This is a genomic window from Actinoplanes sp. NPDC051851, assembly GCF_040681165.1.
Lineage (GTDB): Bacteria > Actinomycetota > Actinomycetes > Mycobacteriales > Micromonosporaceae > Actinoplanes.
On the sequence record NZ_JBFAYF010000171.1, the window covers coordinates 1 to 1,414 of the forward strand.

A 1,414-nucleotide genomic window follows, 5' to 3' on the forward strand; every position below is an offset into this window, starting at 1 on the left:
GATTTCGTAACCCGAAGAACCAGCGGCTACGGACCCGTACCGCTACCACCCGCCGCCACCGCGGACACCTCAACCCCGCTTAAATTCGAAGAGCCCGCATCACAGCCAGGTAGATGCTCCGCGTCGCGAGCTCGGCCTGCCGGTCGAGCTCTTGCAGATAGAAGACGTCTGTCGCGGCTTGCCGAGCCTCGTCACTAGCGAATCCCAGGGTGAACATGGGCAGTCGCTTTTGGTTGGTCACCACGCCATTATGTGATTCGGTGTACCTACCGGCAACTGGCATTTCACCGCCGCGAGACATTAGGGCGAGGCCGTGTTCCGCGTTACCTGCCTGGTGGCATCGGTGCCGTTTGGCTGCGAGCCAATACGGTGATGCCCTCGTCTATCACCGGTCGAGGGCGAAGACCTGCCTCTCGCCCCTGATCCACTCTCTCCGAGGCAGGTCAGGGGCGAGAGGCCGGGATGGTCCTGACCCCGGTGCTGATGACCAGCACCGTGCAGATGGGACAGGTCGCGCTGCGCCTGACCCGCCACGGCTACCAGCGCCACGTGCTGGAGAACCGCGACATCGTCACGGTGGCCACCGGATGAGCCTTGTCGCGCCTCCCGAACCGACACTGCGTTCCTGGTCCGCCACCATCCTTGCCGTCTCCCGGCAGCACTGGCGTCCGGTGTTGCTGGTCACCGGATTCTCCGTCTCCGTGCCGCTGGGGCTCGTCGAACTGAGCCGGACCGCGCTCGGCCCCTGGGCGCGCCGGGCGCGCCGGCCGCGATACTGCTCGCCGCTCTCGAACTCGTCGTGACCGTGGTGATCGGGTCGATCGGCTGGGCCGGCGGCGTCCGACTGATCACAGGGCCCTCCAGGATCGGTGTACGGGAGGCCTACCGGCACAGGCGCTACCGCCTGCGGTCGCTGGGACCATGGACGGCCGCCGCTGGGCTGCCACTGACTGCAGGACTGGCCGCGCTCCTGGTTACTGGCATCTACCTGCTCTTCGCGCTCAGCCTGTTCAGCTTCGTTGCCCTGTTCGAACTCGGCCACAATCCGATCCGGCGATCGACGCCCCGATCCGCGACCGGCGGCTCCTCATCCGCTGGGCCATCCTCGCGGGTGTCGTTGTCGCCTTCGAGATCGCGCTGGGCAGGATCTTCGAGGCGACAGCGTGTGCTGTTCAGTGACCCGGGGTTCGGACCCAGCGGGGACACGACACAGGATGCGATCCTTGACGCCGTGCACACCGCGGCCGGCGCGCCCACCTTGGCGTTCCTCTTGATCGGTTTGTCCGTCACCTATGCGGAGCTGCGCAGTCGACGTTCTGCCTAGACGAGTGATGACTGGGGTCACCTGCGTGGACGTGGGTGGTTGCTGAGTGAACAGATGAGGGTCTCCAAGATCGACGTTGCTGAGCAACGA

Annotated in this window: 2 protein-coding genes; both read left to right on the forward strand. The window is 65.8% G+C overall.

Annotated elements, in window-relative coordinates; all coding sequences use genetic code 11:
- Positions 1 to 462: 462 nt before the first annotated feature.
- Entirely contained in the window at positions 463 to 591 is a 129-nt protein-coding gene (locus tag AB0M08_RS47500) for a hypothetical protein (protein WP_364508962.1), read from the forward strand.
- Positions 588 to 803: a hypothetical protein gene (locus tag AB0M08_RS47505; protein WP_364508965.1), complete on the forward strand. Its 216-nt coding sequence runs from the start codon at positions 588 to 590 to the stop codon at positions 801 to 803. Before AB0M08_RS47500 ends, AB0M08_RS47505 begins: the two co-directional genes overlap by 4 nt.
- The last annotated feature ends 611 nt before the right edge of the window (positions 804 to 1,414 follow it).